The following is a 241-nucleotide window of genomic DNA, read 5'->3' on the forward strand; positions in this document are numbered from 1 at the left end:
GGCCTGCTGCTGTTGTGGCCTCCGCTGCTGGCCGCCACCATCGCGCGGGGTGCGCGTCACGCTCGCCGTAGCGAACTTGATGGACGGGCCGACCTCATCAACCTCGACCTCAAACACGGTACGATTCTCGCCTTCGCGAGTCTGGTAAGAACGCTGCCGCAAACGCCCCTGCACGATCACGCGCATGCCCTTGGTCAGGGACTCTGCGACGTTCTCGGCCATCTGGCGCCAGCAGTTGCAG

1 protein-coding gene is annotated in these 241 nt (G+C 65.1%); it reads right to left on the reverse strand.

Annotated elements, in window-relative coordinates; translation table 11 throughout:
- Positions 1 to 241, reverse strand: a 241-nt coding sequence (gene ssb, locus RRF55_RS27715; RefSeq protein WP_439419257.1) for a single-stranded DNA-binding protein, incomplete at both ends; no start/stop codon positions are given.

The organism is Klebsiella sp. K47 (assembly GCF_051858335.1).
Lineage (GTDB): Bacteria > Pseudomonadota > Gammaproteobacteria > Enterobacterales > Enterobacteriaceae > Klebsiella > Klebsiella pneumoniae.